Below are 16,280 nucleotides of genomic sequence, written 5' to 3'. Positions count from 1 at the left end.
GGGTATCGAACGCGGGGCAGCCGCGACGAAAGCACGATGCTAGCGTGCGTGGCGTGCTTTGACAAATCCGCCCGGCGGACTTGCGCCGCCAACGAAGAAAAAATACGGCCCGGGGAAGTTCCGCAGATGTGACAAGCCTCTGGTCCCGGGCCGGGCAGGAAAATCGCGCGCGATGGTGCAGCTCGGGGAATGTACGGCGGCACACGGTGCTGCCGCGCGACGTCTGCCGGATCACTCTCTCGTGGCGCGCGGCACCGCCACCACGTCGTATACCGCGCATCGGGAGTGACGCCGCACGGCGCCGGCATGAGTCGTCCCCCCGGACGTCTCATGCCGCTGGAGCGCGCCGCGCCGCGTTTTGCTTGCCGGCGATCAGAACGTGTGCTGGATGCCCAGCATCGTGCCGAACTGATTGCCGCCGGTGACGACCGAACCGCCCGCGGCGATCGCCACGTTGCCGTTCTTGCTGTTGGCCACCCAGCCCGCCATGCCGTACAGCGACGTGCGCTTAGACAGCGAATACGTGGCACGGCCGATGAGCATCGTCGCGTTGGCTTTGCTCTTCAACTGGTAACGAATGGCCTGCGCGTCGAACGCCCAGGTGATCGTCGGCAGATAGGTGACGCCGATGAAGTAGATGTCCGAGCGCAGCGATGCGGCGTCCGCGCTCACGTTGCGGTGAATCCAGCCACCGCCCACGCGGCCGGTGGACCACTTGTAGTACGCATTGATGACCGAGTGCGAGTCGGTGTAGTTCGAGTTCGTCAGCGGTGCGGCGGCGCCGGTGTTGCCGCGCATCTGGTCGTACGAGGCCGCGATCCCGAAGTTCTGGTAGTCGTAGCCGATCAGGCCGGTGAATTGCTTGCACGCCTGGTAGTTGCCGGCCACGTTGCCCGCGCAGTTCGTGGCCGACGGACCGCCGGCGGACGAGCCGTCGCGCCCGAAGCTGTACGTCGCGCCGACGGTCACGCCGGAGAACTTGCCCATGTAGCCGACGGCACTGTCGCTACGTGCGTTGGCGATGTACGGGTCGATACTCGCGAGCGAGAAGATCGACGGTCCGATCACGTCCGCGTTGCCGGTCACGTAGAACGTCATGTTGTTCTGGCGGCCGATGAGGAACGTCCCCCAGGCGCCCGACAGACCGACGTTCGCCTGACGACCGAACAGACGATTGCCGTAGTTCAGGCCCCCGGTGCCCGGCTGGAAGCCGTTTTCCAACGTGAAGACGGCCTTCAGACCGCCCCCCAGATCCTCGACGCCCTTGAGGCCGAAGCGCGACGGCACCTTGCCCGTGAGGGTCGGCTCGCCGATGAAGCTGCCGCCGTTGGCGGCGTTGTTGTAATACGCGATGCCGGTATCGATGATCCCGTACAGCGTCACGTTGCTTTGTGCGTGAGCCAGTCCCGCACCCAGCAGCAGGCCTGCGGCCAATGCGTGTTTCATTTTCACTTCTGTCCCCTTGTTTTTGAATACACAGCTTCGAGGGTCTGCTCACCCCCATGAGTCAAACGCCGGACCGGGGGCAATGTCGCCTGCCCAGCCGGTTTTACTGCGGCACTGCAACTTCGGTTACTGCGCTTGCGCTGCCTGTTGCCTCTGTTGCCTACTGCCCTGTCATTCGGCAACTTCGCAGCATTACCGGTGTGTCCTGCCGCCTCCTGGGCGATACGACTGCCCGTCGGCCGAACACACCGATATCTCTTCGCGCGGCGTGAAGCGCTGATTTTTCTTCACGCCTCGCGCACGAATGTGAAGCGCGCCTCGCGACGGGCAATACGCCAGCCCTGTGCGGTGCGCACGAACGTGTCCTCGAACTCGCCCATCACCTGACGCCCCTGCGCCGGGCGTCCGAACGGCCCCGGCGTGTCCCGCGCCGAGCCGCTCCATAGCAGTACGGTGCTGCTGCCGACCGCGCTCGTCGCCGACGTCACGTCGATCAGTACGTTGCCCACGAGATGCCGCGTGAGCCGGTCCGCCGGGCGATCCGCATAGGCCGCCGCAATCGCGGCCGGGCCGACGAGCGTGTCGCCGTTCGGGCGCACGAGCACGCCCGTTTCCGCGAAGAGCGCCGCGAGCCCCCGCGGGTCGCGCCGGTCATTGCACGCGACGAAGCGCATCACGAGGTCGTAACAAGCCTGCTTCGCGAGCACCGCATCGAGTGTGTGGCCGTCGACGCCGGACGCCGTTTGGTGAAGGACTTGTGTCATGCCTTGCCCCCTTGCATCGTCCCGGCATTCGGCGCGGGCCGCGCCAGCCATTCGCGCATCGCGTCGGCCACTTCCCGCGGGCGCTCCATCGGACACATGTGACCGCTGTGTTCGACGACGCGCAGCACCGCGTCCGGAATCAGGCTGGCCATGATTTCGTGCCGCGCGAGCGGGCTCCAGGTGTCCTGCCGTCCGCACAGCACGAGCGTGGGGCAACGCAGTTCGCCCAGCAGCCCGGTCGCGTCGGGCCGGCCCAGCAGAGCATGAATCTGCGCCGCGAACTGCGCGGGGTTGCTGCGCTCGATCATGTCGAGAATCGATTCGAAAAGCGGCGTCGCGATCTGGTCGGGATGCACCATGCCGGTCGCCCACGCCTGGCCCATCGCGCGCATGCCCTCGGCGCGCGCCCGTGCGAGCAGCGCGGCGCGCCCGGCCCGTTCCTTCTCGGCGGCCTCCCCCTCGGGCAGCGCCTGGTAACCGGTGTCGAGCAGTGCGAGATGGGTCACGCGCTGCGGCGCTCGGCGTACGACTTCGAGCGCGACGCGTCCGCCCATCGAGTGGCCGGCGAGCGCGAACCGCGGCTCGGCCACCGTGGCCAGCACGTGTTCCGCCATCGCGCCGATGGTATCGAGCGCGCCCCACGACGGCACGCGGCAGTCGAACCGCGGCAGCCATGCCGCCGTGGCGGCCCAGGCGACCTGGTCGCAGAGCAAGCCGGGAAGCATGAGCAACGGGGGACGTTCGGTGCTCATGACTTCCCTCCCTGCGTCCGGACCGTCCAGACGTTACGCGGTACACACACCTGACCGTCGAAGAGCCAGCGCGCCGTGCGAAGCAGGCCCGCGCCAGTGACTTCGAGCTCGCCCGCGGCGTTCGTCCCGAGCGCCAGGCGGACCGTGAATTCGCCGGTCGGATGCTCGATGGCGAGCAACGGCGCGTCTCCTTCCGGCACCACCGCCATCTCATGACAGACCGTCCCCGGCAACGCCGCGGCGCTCGCCACGCTCACGGCCGCCAGCACGCCGATGGACGAGTGGCAGCGGTGGGGAATGAAACACCGCGTCGCGAGCGCCCCGCCCGCTTGCGGCGGGGCGACGAGACACATCTTGGGCACCGTGCGCGATCGCACGTCGCCAAGATTCATACGTTCGCCGAGCGCCAGACGGATCGCCTCGATCCGGTCGCGCATCGTCTGGAAATCGGCGCTCGCGTCCAGTTCCTGCCATGGCTCCGTGCCGATGCATCCCACATCCGCCGCGCGCATGAGCACGAGCGGCATGCCGTTGTCGATGCACGTCACGGCGACGCCTTCGACCACGTCCTGACGCCGTCCCGTCGGAAACAGCGCGCCGCAGGTCGAACCCGCGGTGTCGCGAAACATCAAGGGGATCGGTGCGGCCGTGCCCGGCACGCCGTCGATGGCCACGTCGCCGTCGTACCTCACCTGGCCACCGGGGGTCTGCACCGTGGCGACCGCCACCTGCCCCGTGTTGACCATGTGAATGACGACGTCGGTCACGTCGCCCGCCATCGCGACGAGCCCCCGCTCGATCGCAAACGGCCCCACGCCTGCGAGCAGGTTGCCGCAGTTCTGTCCGTAGTCCACGCGCGCCTCGTCTACCATGACCTGGGCAAAGAGATAGTCGACGTCAGCATCGGGCCGCGTCGCACGCGAGACGATCGCCACCTTGCTCGTGAGCGGGTTCGCGCCGCCCATGCCGTCGATCTGGCGCGCGTCGGGCGAGCCCATCGCGGCGAGCAGCACGGCGTCGCGCGTCGCCGCATCCGCAGGCAGATCCTCGGCGAGAAAATACAGCCCCTTCGAGGTGCCGCCGCGCAGGACGGCGGCCGGAATGCGCGTCTGTGAATGTCTGATGTCGTTCATGGCGCCCATGCGGTCGTCACCGGCCCCGCAGCTCGTCGAGCGAGTCGACGTAGCGCAGACCTTTCTCGGCGAGACGCTCGCGCATCTTGTAGTAATCGAGCCCCAGCGTGCCGCCTGCCAGCACACTGCGCTTGTAGGCCTCATCGGCACCGCGCGCGGCCGCCGCTTTCGCCACGGTTTGCGCCGTGGCGTGCGGCACCACGACCACGCCGTCGTCGTCGGCGACGATCACGTCGCCCGGGTGCACGATCTGGTTCGCGCACACCACCGGCACGTTGACCGAGCCGAGCGTTTCCTTCACCGTGCCCTGCGACGAGATCGCCTTGGACCATACCGGGAACCGCATCCCGGTAAGCGTGCCGACGTCGCGGCAGCCGGCGTCGATGATCAGCCCGGCCACGCCGCGCGCCTTCATCGACGTGGCGAGCAGATCGCCGAAGTAGCCGTCGTCGCACGGCGACGTCACGCCCACGACGACGATGTCGCCCGCCTGCGCCTGCTCCACCGCGACGTGCAGCATCCAGTTGTCGGACGGCGGCGCGAGCACCGTCACGGCGCTGCCCGCCACGCACGCGCCCGCGTAGATCGGACGCAGGTACGTGGCCATCAGCCCGAGACGACTTTGCGCCTCGTGCACGGTCGCGCTGCCGGCGTTGCGCAGGATGTCGAGCGTGGCGGCATCGACGCGGGGAATCTGACGAACGACGACGCCGCGAATCATGACAATTGCTCCGTGACGGTGGGCGTAAGGCGCATCAGCCCTTCCGCATACTTGATGTCGCGCGCGGCGGTGATGCCGATGTTGCGCTTGGCCTGCACGCCGCGCTGCAACGCCACGCGCGTGTAGTAGTCCCACAGGTGTTCCTGCCCGGCCATGCATTCGATGGCGGCACGCTTCCTGTCCCACACCGGCGTGATGTCGACGAACGTGTTGGGGATCCACTCGCACTGCTCGGTCTGGTGCGGCTCGAACGCCAGCACGGTGGGTGCGCCGATGATCTTCTCGCCCGGTTTGTGGCCTTCGGCCTGGGCGATCACGCGCGCTTCCTGCGTGACGTGCATCGCGAGCGGGTGATCGAAGTTGTACGGATCCTTCTCCGAATGGCTCAGCACGAACGACGGTTGCAGCTCGCGGTAGATGTCGACGAGCTTGAACAGCGTGTCGTCCGACACACGCATCGGGTAGTCGCCGATGTCGAGGAATTCGATCTCCGCGCCGAGAATGTCGGCCGCGCGCTGCGCTTCTTCGCGACGTGCCGCCTTGACCTTCGCTTCGGTCATCTCCGCGCCCTTGCGCCAGAGCTTGGCCGATTCGCCACGCTCGCCGAACGACAGGCACACGACCTTCATGCGATAGCCCTGCGCGACGTGCGTGGCGATGGTGCCGGCAGCGCGCCAGACGAAATCCGCCGAGTGCGCGCTGACGACGAGGCCTGCGCGGCCGGGAGTTTGCGTGTTCTGTGATGTGCTCATGGGTTTTTCATCCATCGGTATTGCCAATGCTTACGCGCTCTCGAGCCCGACCAGCGTGCCGAGCAGTTCGGGCGATGCGGCCAGATCGCGGCTGTGGCCGGCCCAGACTTCGCGGCCCCGGTCGAGCACCAGTGCGCGATCGGTCAGCTCGAGTCCCAGCTCCGCGTGCTGCTCCACGAGCACCACGCCCATGCCGCCGTCCGCGCGCAGCTTCCAGAACGCGTCGACCAGTTGATCGACGATCACGGGCGCCAGTCCTTCGAACGGCTCGTCGAACAGCACCACGCGTGGATTGCCGATCAGCGCGCGGCCGATGGCAAGCATCTGCTGTTCGCCACCGGAGAGCTGGTTGCCGAGGTTGCGACGCCGCTCGTGCAGCCGGGGGAAAAGGTCATAGACGCGATCGAGCGTCCAGGCGTCGTCGGACGCGCCCATCGCCGAGACCTGCAGGTTCTCTTCGACCGAGAGCGACTTGAAAATCTCGCGCTCCTGCGGCACCAGCGCGAGCCCGGCGCGCGCCCGCCTGTAGGCGGGCCACGAGGAGACGTCGTCGCCGCGATAGCGCACCACGCCGCCGTGGCGCGTCGTGAGGCCGAGCAGACTGAGCAGCAACGTGCTCTTGCCCACGCCGTTGCGGCCGAGAATGGCCACCGCCTCGCCGGCGCCGACGCGCAGGCTCAGATCTTCGAGCACGATGGTTTCGCCATAGCCGGCGCACAACCCGCCGGCTTCGAGCAGGATGTCAGTCATGATGGCGACGCCCCAGATAGATATCGCGCACGCGCGGATCGCCGCGCACTTCGTCCTTCTCGCCTTCCATCAGCACGGCGCCTTCGACGAGCACCGTGATCCGGCGCGCAAAGCGGAAGACCAGATCCATGTCATGTTCGATGACCATCACCGCCACGTCCTCGGGCAGGCGTTCGAGCAGGTCGAACAGCTTGCGGCCCTGCCCCGACGGCACGCCGGCAACCGGCTCGTCGAGCAGCAGCACTTTCGGATCGAGCGCGAGGCCCAGCGCGATCTCCACCTGGCGACGTTGACCGTAGGCCAGTTCGTTGATGCGTTTGCCTGCGAGTTCGAGCATGCCGAGCGCGCGCAGGCGCTCCGCGGCCTCTTCGATCACGGCTGGACGAGCCGCCAACGGTCTGCCGATGTGCCCGTCGAGCCCGCGTCGCGAGGTGAGCGCCATGGCCACGTTCTCGGCCACGGTCAGTGTGTCGAACAGCGTGTTGAGCTGGAACGTGCGGGCAAGGCCGAGCTTCACGCGCTTGTGCGACGGCATCGTCGTCACGTCGGTGCCGTCCACGCGCACGACGCCGGCGTTCGGCTTGAGCACGCCCGTGAGCAGGTTCATCAACGTGCTCTTGCCGGCGCCGTTCGGCCCGATCAGCGCGTGGCGCGCACCCACGGGCAGCGAAAGGCTGACGTTGCGCGTGACATCGAGCTGGCCGAAACGCTTGGACAACCCTTGGATTTCGAGTGCGGCGCTCACGGCGTCACCTCCTTGTCCGGGGTCGTCGCGGGCGCCTGCGCCGGCGCCTCGGGCGCGGCCTGACGCGTGCGACGCAGGCGTGCGGTGAAGCGATCGACGAGACCGATCAGACCATTCGGCGCGAAACGCACGACCACGATCAGCAGCACGCCGAGCGCGGCGAGCCAGTTGGTCGGATCGATGGCGGCGATGCGATCGGAGAGCACCATGAAGACGACGGCCCCGAGCACGGCGCCATAGAGGCGTCCCGTGCCGCCGAGCGCGAGCATCACGAGCACGTTGGCCGAGAGCGTGAACGACAGCGTGTCGAGCGCCACGATGTTGTTCACCTGCGCCGAGAGCGCGCCCGCCACCCCGGCCACGGACGCCGCGATGGTGTACAGCATCAGACGACGCAGACCGACGCGCACGCCGAGCAGCGACATGCGCATGGCGTTCTCGCGAATGCCCTGCACGGTCAGACCGAACGGCGAGTTCACGAGGAACTGCGTGAACAGGTAGACGACGACCAGCACCACGAGCGCATAGACGTACGCCGTGTGGCCATAGATGTCGAACTCGAACAGGCCAAGCACGGGTGCGATGGCGTAGCCGGTCAGGCCGTCGTCGCCCATCGTGATCGACTTGGCGACGTTGCCCGCCTCGTAGAGCAGCGTGGCGCACGCCAGCGTGAGCATGATCTGCGTAAGGCCGCTCACGCGCAGCACCACGATGCCCGTGACCAGACCGACGACCGCCGCGACCACCGCGCCGGCCGCGAGCCCGAGCAGCGGGTTGGGCGACACGTGCAGCGCAAAGAGACCCGCCGCGTAGGCGCCGCTGCCGAAGAACGCCGCGTGGCCGAGCGTCTCGATGCCGCAGTAGCCCTGCACGAGGTCGAGCGAGAGCGCGAAGACGATCATGATCACCACGCTCGTGGCGAGCGCGAGATACAGATCGGCGAAGAAGTACGTGGCGACGGCGGCGAGAAGCAGCAGCGCGTCGAGCACGCCGAGGCGCTTGCGGCGCAGCGCGGGCGCGACCTGCGCGACACCCGCGGCCGCTTGCGAAGGATTCGTATGAGACATCGTCACCCTCCGCTCAGGCGCGACCGACCAACCCTTGCGGGCGGATCAGCAGAATGGCCAGCACGGCCAGGTAGATCATGAAGGCGCCGAGCGCCGGCACGTAGTAGCGGCCGAGCGTGTCGATGAGCCCCAGCAGCAGCCCCGCATAGAGCGAGCCGCGCAGGCTGCCCAGACCGCCCGCGGCGACCACGATCAGCACGAGCACCAGGTACTTCAGGCCGTAGTACGGTTCGAGCGGCAGGATCTGGCTCGACAGCGCGCCGCCAAGACCCGACAGACCGCAACCGATGGCGAACGTGATCGAGAACACGAGCGGCACGTCGATGCCGACGCAGCGCGCCATGCGCGGATTGTCGACGGCCGCGCGCAGCTTCGCGCCGAACGGCGTGCGCTCGAGCCCCCACCAGATACCGAGGGCCACGACCGCGCTGCACACCAGCGCGAAGATGCGATACACCGACACCGAGAAGGCGCCGAAATCCCACGTGCCGCGCAGCCCCTGCGGCACCGGAATCGTCTGCAATTCGGTACCGGCGAGATGTTTGGCAATCGCGCAGATGATGAACGCGAGGCCGATCGTCATGAGCAACTGCCCCAGACCGTTGGCCGTGTAGACCCAGCGATACAGCGTGCGCTCCAGAATCGCCCCGAGCACCATGGTGCCCGCGACGCCGACGAGCAGCGCGACGAAGAAATCGAGGCCGGCGCGCTGCATGGCCCAAAGCGTGAAATAGCCGCCGATCATGGCGAAGGCGGAGTGCGCGAGATTGACCACGCGCATCACGCCCAGCGTGACCGTGAGACCCACGGAGATGAGAAACAGCAGCATCCCGTAGGCCACGCCGTCGATCGACAATGACAGGAAAGTGGCAAGCGATTGCGTCATGAGGAATTACCGAACGAACTGAACGACGTCGCCCGCCTTACTTGGCGGCCACCTGCGGGTGGCTCTGATGCCACGGCTCCGCCACCGACTTGTAGGTCTCGACGGGCTTGTTGCCGAGCTTGCCGTCAATGGTCTCCACGCGGCGGATGTACACGTTCTGGACGATCTCGCGCGTCTTCGGATCGATCGACACCGGACCGCGGGGGCTCGTCCAGCTGTAGCTCTTCACGGCGGCGATCGCCTTGTCCGCGTCCTTCTTGCCCTTGGTCGCCTTGATCATCTGAGCGATGAGCGTCATCGAATCGTAGGCCGCCACCGAAGCGATCGACGGCAGCGCACCCGCACCGTACTTGGCCTTGTAGGCCTTCAGGAACGTGTTGTTCTCCGGCGTGTCGAGGAACGGCGAGTAGTGCAACGCGGTGATGGTGCCCAGCGCGCTGTCGCCGATGGCGGGCAGATCCGACTCCATCGTCTCCGTCGTGGCGAAGAGCTGAATGCCCGCCTTGTCGAGTTCGCGCTCCTTGAACGCCTTGACGAAGCCTGCCGACATCGGACCGACGGGCATGAACATGAAGACGGCCTGCGGCTTGGCGTCGCGCACGCGCTGCAGGTAGCTGGAGAAGTCCGTGGTGCCCAGCGGCACCTTCACTTCGGCGCTGATCGTGCCGCCGGCCTTCTTGAAGGTCTCCGAGTAGGCGTCGATGGCGTCGTAGCCCGTGGCGAAGTCGGCGACCACGATGGCCGCGTTCTTGACGCCCTTGCTCGCGGCGTACTGGACGAGTGGCACGCTCACGGTCCACTGCGTGAAGCCGGTGCGCACGAAGTATGGCGACTTGAGCGTGACGCTCGACGTGCCCGAGTTGCCGATCACGAGCGGCGTCCTGGTCTGGTTGGCCACGTCGGCCATCGCCAGCACGTTCGGGGTGTACGAGCCGCCGAACAGGTACTGCACCTGGTCCCGCACCACGAGTTCCTGGGCGAGCTGACGCGTGCGTTGCGGGTTCACGCCGCCTTCGTCGCGCTCGAGCAGCACGAGCGTGTCGTCACCGACCTTGCCCTTGTTCTGCTCCATCCACAGGTTGAGGCCGCGGCGGTACTCGGTGCCCCACCATGAGGCCGAACCGGAAAACAGTCCCAGCACGCCGATCTTGACCTCTTCGGCACGGGCCGCCGAAATGATGGGAACGGCGGTGAATTGGCAAACGCTCGCGAGTGCCACAGCGAGCCACAGGTGGCGCTTCATCATGGTGTCGTCTCCTCGTCGGCGTCGCGCGCCGCTCCGTTTTTCCGATGAGGCGCGCCGGGGGGTGGCGAGCCTTCTCGATGATGTCCGGAACAGCTTAGGCAGCCGAAATGGCGACGTCGAATGAAAGTCCCGCGTCGAGCGTTGCGTTTTTCGTATATCCCCGAGATTTCCCCTACGTAATGTGACGCGCCTTGTGAGCGAAATTTCGCGTAGCGGGACGCCTTTCGTTCCCGCGCCGAAACGCCCGTCGCACAAGGCCGGGCGGGAGGTCGTCAGAACGCGTCGCGCGCCGGGAAAAACTCGCGCGACGCCATGCGGAGCGTCATGCAACTCATGGCGAATCCGGCGATTTTCGCCGCGCTCGTCGCGCCCGTGACGCGGGATTTACGTCGGGTGCTGCATCGTCGGTGCGAGCGCGCGCAACTCGTCGAGCAATTGCTCCGCGGCCGGCGAGAGCAGGCCATCGCGACGCGTGGCCACGCCGATGGCGCGGCGCGCATGCTGCAGCGTCACCGGCACCACCGCCAGTTCGCCCGTGCGCAACTCCGAAGTGATCTGCACCGGCGAGAGCAGCGCGAGCCGGTCGCTCGACGACAGCAAACCGCGCACCACCGGAGAACTGCTCGCTTGCACCTGGGTTTGCGGCAACGACAGACCTTCCGCCTGAAAGACGCGCTCGAACACGCCGCGCGCAGGCGTGCACGGCAGCGGACTCACCCAGCCGTACTGCGCCAGCTCGGCGAGCGTGGGCGAGCGGCCCAGCGACAGACACGGGTGATCCGCGCGCGCCACGACCGACAGATGGTCTTCGAACAGTGCCTCCTGCCGCATGTCCGGCGGCACGTCGTTGGCGCGCAGGGCACCGACGATCATGTCCACGTCCGCCTGACGCAACTGGCGAACGAGCGCCTCGTACGTGCCGTCGACAACCGTGACCGTGAGATACGGCGACTTGTGCAGCAGGCTGTCGATCGCCTTGGGCAGGAGAAAGCCGCTCGAGAGCGGCAGCGCCGCCACGATCACCGTGCCCTGCTGACGTCCGCCGAATGGGGCGAGCTCGTCCTCGGCGATCGCCAGTTCGGCGAGTGCGCGCTTGACGGGACCGAGCAACGCCAGCGCCTCGTCGGTCAGGCGCGTGCCGCGCGGCGTGCGCCGGAACAGCTTGATGCCGATGAGGTCTTCGAGTTGATCGAGGTTGCGCTGAATCGTCGGCTGCGAGCATTGCAGACGGCTTGCCGCGAGCGGGCCGCTGCCAAGCTCCGCCACCGCGATGAAGCTGGTGAGCTGCTGCGGTGCGACGACGGCGGCAAAGCGGCTCGCCGCCCGGGCGCCGCCGTCGGCGTGCGACGCCGTGGCGGCAAACGCTTCGCGGTATCCGTTGGCCAACTCGGCGAGCGCACGCGTCGCACGCACGCCCAGGCGTTGGCCGGCCGCATTCGGAATCAGGCCACGACCGCTGCGGTGAAAGAGCGGGAAGCCGAGCTCCGTCTCGATGTCGGTGATCGAGCGCGCAACCGCCGACTGCGAGAGATGCAGCATGCGCGCCGCGCGCGCGACCGAATCGCATTCGAGCACCGCGACCATGGCGCGCAGGCCGCGCAGCTTGCGGTACAGCAGCGTGGCGTCGTTGTTCTCTGGCGCGCGGCTCCACGTGCCGCGCTCGTGGCAACCGAGCCGCGCGCTCGCCGATGCCGACATCGCCGACGAAGCGGACGGAGCGGACGATGGCGCTGACGCGGTGGTGAGACTGATGCTGGTGTCGACCGACATGCGAGTGGGGCTCTGGAGCGCTTAACGCATCGTCGGCACGCGCCGGGTCGCCATGAACGCGTCGAGCGTTTCTCCGCGCATGAGCGCGTACACCTCGAGATTGGTCTTGCGCACCACGCGGGCGAACTTCTCCAGCACGAAGAAGTTCACGCCGTGACGCACGAGCCCGAGCCAGTCCTGCGCCTGCACCATCGCCTGCTCTTCGGAAGTGAGGCCGGCTTGGGTCATGGCCGCGACGGGATCGGCGAGGTACGTCGCGCGGTGCTCGGCGCGAATCATGTGCCAGAAGAAGCGATTGAGCTTGAGCGTGCGATTGCTGATGCGCAAATCGAACGCATACGTGCCGGTGATCGCCTCGATGCCTTCGAGTTGCGGATTCATGCGGCCTCCTCCTCGTACAGCGCGACGGTCATCGCCGTGGTCGTCGCCAGGTAATAGTTCAGGTGGATGCGACGGATGCGCGCGCCGAGCGCACCACGCATCGACAGCCACATGATCTGCTCGACGCTCTCGGCGCCGCCGCGCTCCACGTAGTCCACATGCCTGAGTTCGGCGAGCGTCTCGGGTTGATGTTCGAGCAGTTCCAGGAATTCGCGATCCCAGGCCTCGTCGTTGTAACCCGCGCGTTCGCCGTGGATCTGATGCGACAGTCCGCCCGTGCCGACAACGACCACTCGCAGATCCTCCGGATACGACTCGATGGCGCGTCGCACGGCCTGCCCCAGTCGATAGCAACGGCGGCCGGTCGGCAGCGGATACTGCAGCACGTTGATCGCGATCGGCACCACGGTACCCGGCCAGTCCGGCTTGTGCGGCCAGAGCAGCGGCAGCGGCGAAGCGCAGCCGTGATCGATCGGCTTGTCCTGAAACACGGTGATGTCGAACTCGTCGTTCACGAGCGACTCGGCGATATGCGCCTGCAGCGCCACGTCGCCCCGGATCGGTGGCAGCGGACGCAGCCCCGCGCCCTCGTCGGCGATCGGGAACGACTCGCCCACGCCCAGCGCGAAGGTCGGGTACATGTCGAAAAAGAACGTGGTGGCATGGTCGTTGTAGAAAAAAACCAGCACATCGGCCTGCTTCTCGGCCAGCCACTTCGCCACCGGCTCATAGCCCTGGAACAGCGGCGCCCACGCGGGATCCTGCTGTTTGCCCTTGTCGTACGCCACGCCGATGGTCGGCACGTGCGATGTCCCGATCCCCCCAATGATCTTTGCCACGCTTTCGTCTCCGTCTCTTGTCTTGTGATGCCCGGGTGCAAGGGATGAAAGCACCCGCATTTATGCAGCGCCGAGTCTATCCGGGATCCCATATGTGCATAAAGCAGGGTATTTACTGATGCGTTTTGCCATTACGGGATCCCATAATGAAAAAGAGCCGGGACGGACGTGACCGGCAGGCCCCCATCGAACGAAAGGAAACGCATGCTGCACCCCACGCCGACGACGGTTCAATTGCGCGAGATGATCCTCAAGGGTGAGCTCGCGCCGGGCGAGCGGCTGGCCGAGGCCAAGCTCGCCGAGCAGTTGGGTGTGTCGCGCATGCCGGTGCGCCAGGCGCTGCCGGTGCTCGCGGAAGAAGGACTGGTCGTGCGCGCCGGGCAGCGCGGCTACGCGGTCCGGGCGCACACGCGCGAAGAGAGCGTCGAGGCGCTGCATCTGCGCGGCGCGCTCGAGGGTTATGCCGCGCGACTGCTCGCCGAGAAGGGCGCCGGCGCCGAGTTGCTGCGGCAGTTGCGCGAGTTGCTGGCCGAGGGCGACGCGCTGCTCGCCGGCCACACCATGACGCCCGAAGTGCAGATCGGTTACGCGTCGCTCAATGCGCGCTTTCACGATCTGCTCGTGACCGGCGCGCGTAATCCGTTGCTCGAAGGCTTCATCGCGCGCTGCAACCTCGTGCCGTTCGTGGCGCCTCGCACGGTGGCGTTCGGGCATGAGGACCGACGCCAGTACGTGGACATCATCGCGTACGCGCACCGTCAGCATCACGCCATTGTCGAGGCCATCGCGGCGCGCCAGCCCGACCGGGCCGAGTTCATGTGCCGCGAGCACATCGTCACACAGGAGCACAGCATGGGCGCGCAGTTGCTCTAGGCGTCGGCGCGCCCCACCGATTGGCCGTTTTTCATCACTTTCCACCCTCATCGACACGAGAGCGCGCCGCGTGAAGGCGCGCCAAGGAGACAACCGATCATGTTTCTCAAGAACACCTGGTACGTGGCCTGCACGCCGGACGAGTTCGCCGACAAGCCGCTCGGCCGCAAGATCTGCAATGAAGCGATGGTCTTCTTCCGCGAGGCGAACGGCAACGTCGCCGCGCTCGAAGACTTCTGCCCGCACCGCGGCGCGGCCCTGTCGCTGGGCTTCGTGAAGGACGGCCACCTCGTGTGCGGTTATCACGGCCTGACGGTGGACGGCGGCGGCAAGTGCACCAGGATGGTCGGCCAGCGCGTGGGCGGCTTTCCGAAGACGCGCGCCTACCCCTGCGTGGAGCGCTACGGTTTCGTGTGGGTCTGGCCGGGCGACGCCTCGCTCGCCAACCCCGACGAGATCCCGCACCTGGAATGGGCGGTGAGCGATCAGTGGGCCTATGGCGGCGGTCTGTACCACATCAAGTGCGATTACCGTCTGATGATCGACAACCTGATGGATCTCACGCACGAGACTTACGTGCACGCGACGAGCATCGGCCAGGAAGAGATCGAGGAGGCGCCGCCGAAGACGACCGTCGAGGGCGACATGGTGATCACCGCGCGCCACATGGAGAACATCAAGGCGCCGCCGTTCTGGGCAAGCGCGCTGCGCGCGAACGGTCTGGACGATCAGGTGCCGTGCGACCGCTGGCAGATCTGCCGCTTCACGCCGCCGAGCCACGTGATGATCGAAGTGGGCGTCGCGCACGCGGGCCATGGCGGTTACGAGGCCCCCGCCGACAAGAAGGCAGGCAGCATCGTCGTCGACTTCATCACGCCCGAAACTGAAGAATCGATCTGGTACTTCTGGGGCATGGCGCGCAACTTCAAGCCGCAGGACGCCGAACTGACCGCCGCGATCAAGCGCGGCCAGGGCGGTATCTTCGCCGAAGACCAGGAAGTGCTCGAAGCGCAGCAGCGCAACCTCTCGGCATATCCGGAGAAGAAGATACTCAAGCTCAACATCGATGCCGGCGGCGTGCAGTCGCGCAAGGTGCTCGATCGTCTGATCGAGGCCGAGCGCGCCGCGTCGAAGCCGACCGTGGAGAGCGCGGCATGAAAGTCAGGCTGGCGAACAGACGCGATATCGCGACCGACATCTGCGAATTCGAGTTCGTGAGCGCCGACGGCGGCCCGCTGCCGGCATTCACGGCCGGGGCCCACATCGACGTGCAGCTCGGCGGCGGACTCGTGCGGCAGTACTCGCTGTGCAATGCGCCGGGCGAGACGCACCGCTATTGCGTTGGCGTACTGCGCGACCCGGCCTCGCGCGGCGGCTCCGTGGCGATGCATGCGCTCGCCGCCGGCGCCGAAGTCGAGATCAGCGAGCCGCGCAATCACTTCCCGCTCTCGGCGCAGGCGACGCACAGCATCCTCCTCGCGGGCGGCATCGGCATAACCCCGATTCTCTGCATGGCACAGGCGCTCGCCGCAAGCGAAGCATCGTTCGAGGTGCACTACTGCACGCGCGAACCGGCGCGCACCGCGTTTCGCGATCGCTTCGCGCAGGACGATCTCGCGGCAAGGACGCGTCTCTATTTCGACAGCGAAGGCGAGCGCGCCGACCTCGATGCGATTCTCGCGCAGCCCTCCAGTGGCAAGCATCTGTACGTATGTGGCCCCACCGGTTTCATCGAAGCGGTGCTCGCGCGCGCCGAAGCGGCCCAGTGGCCCGAAGGCAACGTGCACCGCGAATACTTCGCCGCACCCGCACAGACGGATACCGATGACGACCGGCCGTTCCAGGTGAAGCTTCATTCGAGCGGCCGCGTGGTCGACGTGAAGGCCGGCGAGACCATCGTCGCCGCACTCGCCGCGCAGGGCGTGGAACTGCAGACGTCGTGCGAGCAAGGCGTGTGCGGCACCTGCCTCACGCGCGTGATCGACGGCACGCCCGATCATCGCGACGTGTACCTGACCGACGAAGAGCGCGCGGCCAACGACCAGATCCTGCCGTGCTGCTCGCGCAGCAAATCGCCCATGCTGGTGCTCGACTTGTAGCCCGCCACGTCTGCCCGTCTCCACCAACGAACAGCCCCGCTTCGCGTCTCGAGCAG

17 protein-coding genes are annotated in these 16,280 nt (G+C 67.0%); 3 read left to right on the top strand and 14 right to left on the bottom strand.

Translation table 11 applies throughout. The features are described from left to right. Positions 1 to 372: 372 nt before the first annotated feature. From RO07_RS01160 to RO07_RS01095, 14 genes are all read right to left on the bottom strand, one after another. Positions 373 to 1,446: a porin gene (locus RO07_RS01160; protein ID WP_039407339.1), complete on the bottom strand. Its 1,074-nt coding sequence runs from the start codon at positions 1,444 to 1,446 to the stop codon at positions 373 to 375. Between the two features lie 287 nt (positions 1,447 to 1,733). Further along, positions 1,734 to 2,210: a nuclear transport factor 2 family protein gene (locus tag RO07_RS01155; protein ID WP_052266920.1), complete on the bottom strand. Its 477-nt coding sequence runs from the start codon at positions 2,208 to 2,210 to the stop codon at positions 1,734 to 1,736. Beyond that, entirely contained in the window at positions 2,207 to 2,962 is a 756-nt protein-coding gene (locus tag RO07_RS01150; protein WP_039407337.1) for an alpha/beta fold hydrolase, read from the bottom strand. Before RO07_RS01150 ends, RO07_RS01155 begins: the two co-directional genes overlap by 4 nt. Continuing rightward, positions 2,959 to 4,095, bottom strand: a complete 1,137-nt coding sequence (locus RO07_RS01145) for a 4-oxalomesaconate tautomerase (RefSeq protein ID WP_039413832.1) — start codon at positions 4,093 to 4,095, stop codon at positions 2,959 to 2,961. Before RO07_RS01145 ends, RO07_RS01150 begins: the two co-directional genes overlap by 4 nt. 16 nt (positions 4,096 to 4,111) lie before the next feature. Further along, the gene (locus RO07_RS01140) at positions 4,112 to 4,816 is read right to left on the bottom strand and encodes a 4-carboxy-4-hydroxy-2-oxoadipate aldolase/oxaloacetate decarboxylase (protein ID WP_174234871.1); all 705 of its coding nucleotides are present in this window, start codon (positions 4,814 to 4,816) and stop codon (positions 4,112 to 4,114) included. Continuing rightward, positions 4,813 to 5,568, bottom strand: coding sequence for a PIG-L deacetylase family protein (locus RO07_RS01135; protein ID WP_039413826.1), 756 nt, complete (start codon positions 5,566 to 5,568; stop codon positions 4,813 to 4,815). Before RO07_RS01135 ends, RO07_RS01140 begins: the two co-directional genes overlap by 4 nt. A gap of 30 nt (positions 5,569 to 5,598) precedes the next feature. Then, positions 5,599 to 6,318 carry an ABC transporter ATP-binding protein gene (locus tag RO07_RS01130; protein ID WP_039407335.1) on the bottom strand — a complete coding sequence of 240 codons (720 nt, stop codon included), beginning with the start codon at positions 6,316 to 6,318 and terminating at the stop codon, positions 5,599 to 5,601. Continuing rightward, on the bottom strand, positions 6,311 to 7,063 hold the full coding sequence (locus RO07_RS01125) for an ABC transporter ATP-binding protein (protein ID WP_039407332.1): 753 nt from the start codon (positions 7,061 to 7,063) through the stop codon (positions 6,311 to 6,313). The genes RO07_RS01130 and RO07_RS01125 overlap by 8 nt, the downstream gene beginning before the upstream one ends. Then, a complete protein-coding gene (locus RO07_RS01120; RefSeq protein ID WP_039407330.1) occupies positions 7,060 to 8,130 on the bottom strand; it encodes a branched-chain amino acid ABC transporter permease in 1,071 nt (356 codons plus the stop codon). Before RO07_RS01120 ends, RO07_RS01125 begins: the two co-directional genes overlap by 4 nt. 13 nt (positions 8,131 to 8,143) lie before the next feature. Further along, entirely contained in the window at positions 8,144 to 9,016 is an 873-nt protein-coding gene (locus tag RO07_RS01115) for a branched-chain amino acid ABC transporter permease (RefSeq protein ID WP_039407328.1), read from the bottom strand. A gap of 37 nt (positions 9,017 to 9,053) precedes the next feature. Further along, a complete protein-coding gene (locus RO07_RS01110) occupies positions 9,054 to 10,262 on the bottom strand; it encodes an ABC transporter substrate-binding protein (protein WP_039407327.1) in 1,209 nt (402 codons plus the stop codon). A 384-nt stretch (positions 10,263 to 10,646) separates the two neighbouring features. After that, a complete protein-coding gene (locus RO07_RS01105; RefSeq protein WP_039407326.1) occupies positions 10,647 to 12,032 on the bottom strand; it encodes a LysR family transcriptional regulator in 1,386 nt (461 codons plus the stop codon). 21 nt (positions 12,033 to 12,053) lie between these two features. Then, positions 12,054 to 12,413: a protocatechuate 3,4-dioxygenase gene (locus RO07_RS01100; protein WP_039407325.1), complete on the bottom strand. Its 360-nt coding sequence runs from the start codon at positions 12,411 to 12,413 to the stop codon at positions 12,054 to 12,056. Next, entirely contained in the window at positions 12,410 to 13,252 is an 843-nt protein-coding gene (locus RO07_RS01095; protein WP_039407322.1) for a gallate dioxygenase, read from the bottom strand. The genes RO07_RS01100 and RO07_RS01095 overlap by 4 nt, the downstream gene beginning before the upstream one ends. A gap of 204 nt (positions 13,253 to 13,456) precedes the next feature. Here RO07_RS01095 and RO07_RS01090 point away from each other — a divergent pair, with 204 nt between their 5' ends. The 3 genes from RO07_RS01090 to RO07_RS01080 all read left to right on the top strand — a co-directional run bounded on the left by RO07_RS01090 (position 13,457) and on the right by RO07_RS01080 (position 16,224). Beyond that, positions 13,457 to 14,125: a GntR family transcriptional regulator gene (locus tag RO07_RS01090; protein ID WP_039407318.1), complete on the top strand. Its 669-nt coding sequence runs from the start codon at positions 13,457 to 13,459 to the stop codon at positions 14,123 to 14,125. A gap of 99 nt (positions 14,126 to 14,224) precedes the next feature. After that, positions 14,225 to 15,283: an aromatic ring-hydroxylating dioxygenase subunit alpha gene (locus tag RO07_RS01085; RefSeq protein WP_039407316.1), complete on the top strand. Its 1,059-nt coding sequence runs from the start codon at positions 14,225 to 14,227 to the stop codon at positions 15,281 to 15,283. After that, complete coding sequence (locus RO07_RS01080) at positions 15,280 to 16,224, top strand: PDR/VanB family oxidoreductase (protein ID WP_039407313.1); 945 nt, start codon at positions 15,280 to 15,282, stop codon at positions 16,222 to 16,224. The genes RO07_RS01085 and RO07_RS01080 overlap by 4 nt, the downstream gene beginning before the upstream one ends. Positions 16,225 to 16,280 lie beyond the last annotated feature (56 nt).

The sequence above is a fragment of the Pandoraea pulmonicola genome (assembly GCF_000815105.2).
Taxonomy (GTDB): Bacteria; Pseudomonadota; Gammaproteobacteria; order Burkholderiales; family Burkholderiaceae; genus Pandoraea; species Pandoraea pulmonicola.
The sequence above is the reverse complement of the archived record's forward strand: the minus strand, read 5'-3'. Positions and strand labels throughout refer to the sequence as shown.

Excerpts from the sequence above, each read along its gene's own strand:
- RO07_RS01120 (WP_039407330.1), bottom strand. The coding sequence starts at position 8,130 with ATGTCTCATACGAATCCTTCGCAAGCGGCCGCGGGTGTCGCGCAGGTC.
- RO07_RS01130 (WP_039407335.1), bottom strand. The coding sequence starts at position 6,318 with ATGACTGACATCCTGCTCGAAGCCGGCGGGTTGTGCGCCGGCTATGGC.
- RO07_RS01135 (WP_039413826.1), bottom strand. The coding sequence starts at position 5,568 with ATGAGCACATCACAGAACACGCAAACTCCCGGCCGCGCAGGCCTCGTC.
- RO07_RS01140 (WP_174234871.1), bottom strand. The coding sequence starts at position 4,816 with ATGATTCGCGGCGTCGTCGTTCGTCAGATTCCCCGCGTCGATGCCGCC.
- RO07_RS01090 (WP_039407318.1), top strand. The coding sequence starts at position 13,457 with ATGCTGCACCCCACGCCGACGACGGTTCAATTGCGCGAGATGATCCTC.
- RO07_RS01110 (WP_039407327.1), bottom strand. The coding sequence starts at position 10,262 with ATGATGAAGCGCCACCTGTGGCTCGCTGTGGCACTCGCGAGCGTTTGC.
- RO07_RS01155 (WP_052266920.1), bottom strand. The coding sequence starts at position 2,210 with ATGACACAAGTCCTTCACCAAACGGCGTCCGGCGTCGACGGCCACACA.
- RO07_RS01145 (WP_039413832.1), bottom strand. The coding sequence starts at position 4,095 with ATGAACGACATCAGACATTCACAGACGCGCATTCCGGCCGCCGTCCTG.
- RO07_RS01085 (WP_039407316.1), top strand. The coding sequence starts at position 14,225 with ATGTTTCTCAAGAACACCTGGTACGTGGCCTGCACGCCGGACGAGTTC.
- RO07_RS01100 (WP_039407325.1), bottom strand. The coding sequence starts at position 12,413 with ATGAATCCGCAACTCGAAGGCATCGAGGCGATCACCGGCACGTATGCG.
- RO07_RS01080 (WP_039407313.1), top strand. The coding sequence starts at position 15,280 with ATGAAAGTCAGGCTGGCGAACAGACGCGATATCGCGACCGACATCTGC.
- RO07_RS01115 (WP_039407328.1), bottom strand. The coding sequence starts at position 9,016 with ATGACGCAATCGCTTGCCACTTTCCTGTCATTGTCGATCGACGGCGTG.
- RO07_RS01105 (WP_039407326.1), bottom strand. The coding sequence starts at position 12,032 with ATGTCGGTCGACACCAGCATCAGTCTCACCACCGCGTCAGCGCCATCG.
- RO07_RS01160 (WP_039407339.1), bottom strand. The coding sequence starts at position 1,446 with ATGAAACACGCATTGGCCGCAGGCCTGCTGCTGGGTGCGGGACTGGCT.
- RO07_RS01150 (WP_039407337.1), bottom strand. The coding sequence starts at position 2,962 with ATGAGCACCGAACGTCCCCCGTTGCTCATGCTTCCCGGCTTGCTCTGC.